6 protein-coding genes are annotated in these 6,053 nt (G+C 53.2%); all 6 read right to left on the bottom strand.

Annotated features, from left to right (window positions below; translation table 11 throughout):
* A partial coding sequence (locus C508_RS20545; protein ID WP_018702173.1) for a helix-turn-helix domain-containing protein occupies positions 1-274 on the bottom strand: 274 nt, incomplete at its 3' end.
* Positions 275-379: 105 nt separating this feature from the next.
* A complete protein-coding gene (locus C508_RS0103570; protein WP_018702172.1) occupies positions 380-1,957 on the bottom strand; it encodes a DHA2 family efflux MFS transporter permease subunit in 1,578 nt (525 codons plus the stop codon).
* A gap of 1 nt (position 1,958) precedes the next feature.
* The gene (locus C508_RS0103565; protein ID WP_018702171.1) at positions 1,959-3,008 is read right to left on the bottom strand and encodes an HlyD family secretion protein; all 1,050 of its coding nucleotides are present in this window, start codon (positions 3,006-3,008) and stop codon (positions 1,959-1,961) included.
* A 5-nt stretch (positions 3,009-3,013) separates the two neighbouring features.
* A complete protein-coding gene (locus C508_RS0103560; protein WP_018702170.1) occupies positions 3,014-3,637 on the bottom strand; it encodes a TetR/AcrR family transcriptional regulator in 624 nt (207 codons plus the stop codon).
* A gap of 125 nt (positions 3,638-3,762) precedes the next feature.
* Complete coding sequence (locus C508_RS0103550; protein WP_018702168.1) at positions 3,763-4,191, bottom strand: endonuclease domain-containing protein; 429 nt, start codon at positions 4,189-4,191, stop codon at positions 3,763-3,765.
* A 222-nt stretch (positions 4,192-4,413) separates the two neighbouring features.
* Positions 4,414-6,036, bottom strand: coding sequence for an amidohydrolase (locus C508_RS0103545; protein ID WP_018702167.1), 1,623 nt, complete (start codon positions 6,034-6,036; stop codon positions 4,414-4,416).
* Between the last annotated feature and the right edge of the window lie 17 nt (positions 6,037-6,053).

Here is a 6,053-nt window from a genome sequence, read left to right as displayed (position 1 = left end):
TATTCATTCCCAATTGCAGTGCTAATTCCTGATAAGAAACTTCTGTTGTTAAATATAACTCTACTACATGAAGTTTAAAATCCAAAGAGTACGTTTGATTTTTTCTGCTTCGCAATAACCCATCTTCACCCAATCTGTTGTATATTGCAACCCATTTCTGGATATCTTTTATTGCAGGAATATTATACTTTTTGCTTAAAAATACATATCCACCTTTGCCGTTAAGATACTCTTGAACTACTTTTAATTTAAATTCAAAACTATATTTTGCCAAAAAAAACCGACCCCCAAAAGTTAGATTTTTAAGGTCTAACTTTTGGGGGTCAGTTCAAGGATTACGGTCTTTTTCTATGACTTTCCCTGATCCGGCAATACCAGCCTAGACTTCACTAGCCGCCGGTTTATCGGCTTCCGGTTCTTTCTTTTTTAGATTATCCGGCATGAAAAGAGCTCCTACGGCCATAATGCAGAGCAAAGTCGCCAGGAACAGGAAGGCGTCCCGGTACGCCAGAATGCCTGCTTGATGCAGCATTTCCTGATAAAGCTTGCCCATCGCCATCGGCCCGGCGTCGTTTGGCGAAACGCCTAACTGCAACAACGCTTGTTTCGCCGCTGCTAACGCTTGGTTATAGACCGGTTCTGCGGCGCTCAAATGTTGCACCAAATACGCTTGTTCCCGTTGCTGGCTGTGAATCATTTCGTTCGTCACTAAGGCAATGCCTACGCTGCCCCCCAAGTTGCGCATGAGAGAAATAATCGCCGAAGCATTGCTGCTCTGCGCAGGGGGAATGCGCGAAAACGCCAGCGTCGTTACTGGAACAAACAGAAAGGGCAAGCCAATGGTCTGCAAGATGCGAACCATCACAAACATTTCGCAATCGCTTTGCGGCGTCAAAAGGCTGGTCGCCCACATGCCGCCTGCCATGGCCGCCATGCCAAAAGCTACAAGATACCGCGCCTGGACGCGATTCACCAGCTTACCCACAAAAGGCATGATGAAAAAGACCACTAGCCCCCCAGGTGATAAAAGCAGCCCGGCTAAGGTAGCGTCGTAGCCGTAATAGGTCTGCACCAGCATAGGCAACAGCGCCGTCCCGGAGTACAGGGCAAATCCCACAAAAAACATCATAATACAAGGCAGCCCAAAGCTGGGCATGGCAAGGAGCCGCAATTCCACCACCGGCTTTTCCTGCTTCAAAAGCCACATGACAGCCAATACCAACGCCGCTGCCGAAATAACGGCAAACAGGAGAATAAAGGAACTGTCAAACCAGTCTTCCTGCTGTCCCTTATCCAGAACAATCTGCAGCGCCCCCAAGCCTAACGCGATCAAACCCAAACCGATATAATCGATGGAAGGCACTATCTGCTTACGCGCTGTCGGCGGATCTTCCACCAGCATGCGTACTAAAAACGCCGCTAAAATTCCCACAGGAACATTCATGAAGAAAATCCAGCGCCAATTAAAGTGATCCGTAATATAACCGCCCAATACAGGGCCAATAATCGGCGCCAGCACCGTAGTAATGCCGGTAATGGCAAAGGCCAACCCCAGCTTCTCCGGCGGAAAGCTGTCCTTGATAATGGCCTGCTGCGCCGGCTGCAAGCCCCCTCCGGCCAACCCTTGCAACAAACGGCATACGATCAGCATCGCTAGAGAGGTTGCAATGCCGCACAAAAACGACGCGGCCGTAAAACCAAGAATGCAGACAATGAAAAAGTTTTTCCGCCCCATCAACGCCGAAAGCCAGCCGGATAAGGGCAATACAATGCCGTTCGCTACAAGATACGACGTTAAAATCCAGGTACTCTCCTCGGAACTCGCCCCCAACGAACCTGCGATATACGCCAACGCCACATTGGCAATGGTGGTATCCAGTACTTCCATAAACGCCGCCAAACTGACCACTACGGAAACCAAAAAAGGCCGTTCGGGACGATGCATGGCCGCTTCCATCTTAAAGGACCGTTCCTTCCGTAAAGACCGTAGGCTCTACCGACATGCCCGGCCCCAGATGAATAGAGCTTTCCGGCTGCGCTTCCAAGACGATTTTGACAGGCACCCGCTGCACTACTTTTACAAAGTTACCTGTGGCATTTTCCGCCGGAAACAAGGAAAAATGCGCGCCCGTACCCGCCTGCAAGCTGTCCACGCGTCCGCGGAGAGTCACGCCGGGATAAGCGTCAATGCGTATTTCCGCCGCCTGTCCCGGACGCATGCGCTTAAGCTGGGTTTCCTTAAAATTAGCCACAACCCACAAGTCCGTTCCCACTAATGAGCCTAATTGTTGCCCGGCCTGAACGTAGTTTCCTAGTTCCACGCTTCGTTTAGTAATCCGGCCATCTACTGGGGCAATAATTTTTGTATTCGTCAAGTCCTGCTCCGCCTGGGCCAGCTCGACTTCCGCCTGCCGTACCTGCGCGGCCAGTTGCTCTGTCGTGCTTTGCGCCGTGGCAATCACGCTAGGCGCTGTTGACGCCGAACGAGCGTCGGCCTGGCTTTTCTCCAGCGCGGCCCGCAACGAGGCTTCCGTAGCTACCGCTTGATCCCACTGCTGCTGCGAGCAGGCGCCTTCACGGAAAAGGCTTTCCATACGCTGCCGGTCCGCTGCCGCTTTCTCCCAGTTCGCCTGCGCCGACGCGACCTGCGCCCGGGCGCCTTCCAAGCCGGACGGAGCGGAAACAGACGTCGTCGCCAGAGTGTTTTGCGCTGCACTAGCAGCCGCTTTTGCTGCCGCCAAGGCCGCAGCCGCCCGATCTCGCTTGATCTGATAGTCTGACGGATCGATTTCCACCAGCACATCGCCGGCTTTTACGACCTGATTATCTTTAATATGCACCGCTTTGACATACCCCTGCACTTTGGGACTCAAGGTTACAATAGTCCCTTCAATCGCGGCATTGTCCGTCGTAACCTTGCCGTCCTGCCAAACATACCAGCCGCCGCCAATCGCCGCCAGCAATAAAAAAAGCAAGGCAATCCGAAATAACTTCTTTTTATCTTTCATTATGTTCACCTATTCTCGTTTCCTTTTGTCTTCGAATCTACAATGCCGTATAAATACAGCTGAAATGCCTGTATCGCATAACTAGCGTCCGAATCTTCCCCCAAAGGCACCATTTTTTCCGCCAGCGGCTTGGTGATAAAATAAAAATTAAGAATGCCCGCCATAGACACCGCCGCATGGGCCACATCCAGGCCTTGTCGAAACAGGCCCTGCTCCATCCCTTCGCGCAGCGTCTCCATGACAAATTGATAGACTTCCCCTAAATGCCGCTCCACAATCGGCCCGCCATAAGCAGTCGGCTTCAGCAGCTCTCGCATGATAAACCGTGACAAATAGGGGCGTTGCCCGTGAATGTAGGTTACTCGTTTCGCATACATTTCCAGCTTGGCAATCGGCGTTGACGGCGTTTGCGCCTGCATCGTTTCCATGCTCTCTCGAATGGGCCGGAACTGCTCTTCCAGCACGGCTTGGTATAGGCCTTCTTTGCCGCCAAAATGATAGGATACCGCCGACACATTGAGCTTCGCCTGCTGCGTCAGCTCCCGCACCGATACGTCCGCAAATCCCTTGCAGGCAAACAGATCCGTCGCTATCTCCAACAGCTTGACTCGGCTGTCCTTATCTTCCATTTTCATTCGCCTCCCATTTCAAACAATCGTTTGTTTGAATTAGCATAGCACTCTAAAAGAAGTATGTCAAATATATCCCCCTGGCCCTGCGGGCCATCCCCCTTTAGCAAGGGGGACATTTTGTCTCAGCCCCTCGACAGAACCTGCCTCCCTTGCCAAAAGGAGGTGTCAGCGGTGGAGAGATTCGTACTTTTTTCTTCCAGGCGTGTTTTAAGCCGTAATTCAATGGCTTCGCAGACGCCGAAAAAGTTTTCTTTAACTTCTAAATTACTAAACCGCAGCACTTCAAGTCCGTATTGCCCCAAAGTTACACTACGCAATTTATCCTGAATAAGATTTTCTTCTTCATAATGCTGGCCGCCATCTACTTCCAAAACCAAGCCAGCTTGAGCACAATAGAAATCAACAATGTACTGGCCAATTACTTTTTGTCGTAAAAACCGCACCGGATACTCACGCAAAAATTCATACCAAAGCTTTCGTTCTTCCTTCGTCATAGCTTTTCTCAATTGCCGAGCATAAACAGTAAGCGCCTTATTATGCTTGCGATGCATTTATATCGCCTCGATTTTTAAATCCCCCTGGCCCTGCGAGTCATCCCCCTTTCGCAAGGGGGACCTTTTGTCTCAGCATCTCGACAGACCAAATCCTAAACCTTGCCTCCCTTGCCAAAGGGAGGTACCGCCTCAGCGGCGGAGGGATTCGCCGCATTTGCTAATCCTCGTGCGTACCCTCCGATTCTCCCGCGACTCTTGTTCAAGCTCTTTCTCGTATTTTTACTCTTCGGCGCAGTAGCGAACCTGGCCGCCGACCATGGTCAGCAGCACCTTGGTCTGCGGCAGTTCATCCACGGGAACCTGGAAAATGTCCTGCGATACCATGACTAAATCCGCCAGTTTACCTACTTTTAAAGATCCTTTTTCCTGCTCGCTGAACTCCGCATAAGCGCCGCCCAAGGTATAGGCGCGCACGGCATCTTCGAGCTTCAGCTTTTCTTCCGGCACCCAGCCGTTTGGGTAGCGTCCGTCCAGCGTCCGCCGCGTCACCGCTGTGTAAATACCCTGAAAAGGGTCTAAAGGCACTACAGGCCAATCGGTCCCGAAGGAAAGGGACACGCCAGCCTCCAAAAGTGAGCGGAAGGCATAAGTCGTACGGCAGCGCTCTGGGCCAATGCGTTTTTCCGCCCAACAGCCGTCATCCGCCACATGCCCCGGCTGCACCGACGCTAACACGCCCAAACGCGCCATGCGTGCGATATCTTCGCGGCGCAAATGCTGCGCATGCTCAATGCGGAAACGCCGATCTCGCGGGCCGTTTTCGGCCTGGACTTCTTCAAAAATATCTAAGAGCAGCTGATTGGCCTTGTCGCCAATGGCGTGCAGCGATGCCGCCAGCCCGGAGCGGTCCGCCGCCGCCAGCCGTTCCTTCATAATGCCTTTCGGCAGCATCTGTTCCGTCAAGAGGCCGCAAGTTTCCGGCGCGTCATTGTAGGGTTCGCACATGTAGGCCGTGCCGGAGCCAAGGGAGCCGTCTACAAAGCCTTTGACTCCACCCAGGCGCAGCCAGGCATCGTCGGCAAAGCCGTCTTGGCGCAGCTGCGGCTGCTTTTCCCATTCATGAATCTGCGTGCGCGCGTAAATGCGCACCGACAAGGCCTGCTTTTTCTGAAAGCGCAGCAGGCACTCCCAGTCCAGCCAATCCCGCCAGGCCGTCACATCCTGTACCGAGGTGACGCCGGAGCGAAGAGCGCAGTCCATGGCCGCCTGCAAGGCCTGATCGTATTCTTCCGGCGACGGCGCAGGCAGCTTTTCCTGCAGCAGCTTCACTGCATTATCTTTCAAAATGCCTGTGGGCTCGCCGGTAGCCTTATCCCTCAGAATTTGTCCCCCCACCGGGTCCGGCGTGTTTTTATCGATACCCGCCAGGCGCAACGCCGCGCTGTTGGCAAAGGCGATGTGCAGGTCGCTGCGATGCAAAAAAACAGGTCTTTCCATCGTAAAGGAATCCACCCAGGAACGCTGGGGCAGGTCGGTCTGCGTCCATTGGTCGTTGCTCCAACCGCCTCCTCCTAAAACAGCCCCGTCCGGTAGCTGCGCCGCCCGCTGCCGGACGGCGGCGATAAATTCTTCTTTGCACGTTACCGCCCGCAAATCCAGCGACAACAGTTGAAAACCGCCGATCAAAAAGTGGGTATGATTGTCGATAAAACCAGGCAGTACCAGCTTGCCGCCTGCATCTACGCAGGACGTGTTCAAGCCGGCCAGTTTCTTTATTTCTTCGTCTGCGCCCACCGCAAGGATGCGCTCGCCGCGTACCGCCAGCGCCTGAGCCCAAGGTTGCTCCGCCTCGCCCGTCCAAATGCGGGAGTTATAGAGCAGCCAGTCTGCTGCATTTGTCATGAATGGATATCCTTCTT

The sequence above is a fragment of the Anaeromusa acidaminophila DSM 3853 genome (assembly GCF_000374545.1).
Taxonomy (GTDB): Bacteria; Bacillota; Negativicutes; order Anaeromusales; family Anaeromusaceae; genus Anaeromusa; species Anaeromusa acidaminophila.
Note: the sequence above shows the minus strand (reverse complement) of the source record. Positions and strands in the feature narration are given on the sequence as shown.

Bases quoted from the DNA above. Each gene is read 5' to 3' on its own strand.
- C508_RS0103570 (WP_018702172.1), bottom strand. From the start codon at position 1,957: ATGGAAGCGGCCATGCATCGTCCCGAACGGCCTTTTTTGGTTTCCGTA.
- C508_RS0103550 (WP_018702168.1), bottom strand. From the start codon at position 4,191: ATGCATCGCAAGCATAATAAGGCGCTTACTGTTTATGCTCGGCAATTG.
- C508_RS0103565 (WP_018702171.1), bottom strand. From the start codon at position 3,008: ATGAAAGATAAAAAGAAGTTATTTCGGATTGCCTTGCTTTTTTTATTG.
- C508_RS0103545 (WP_018702167.1), bottom strand. From the start codon at position 6,036: ATGACAAATGCAGCAGACTGGCTGCTCTATAACTCCCGCATTTGGACG.
- C508_RS0103560 (WP_018702170.1), bottom strand. From the start codon at position 3,637: ATGGAAGATAAGGACAGCCGAGTCAAGCTGTTGGAGATAGCGACGGAT.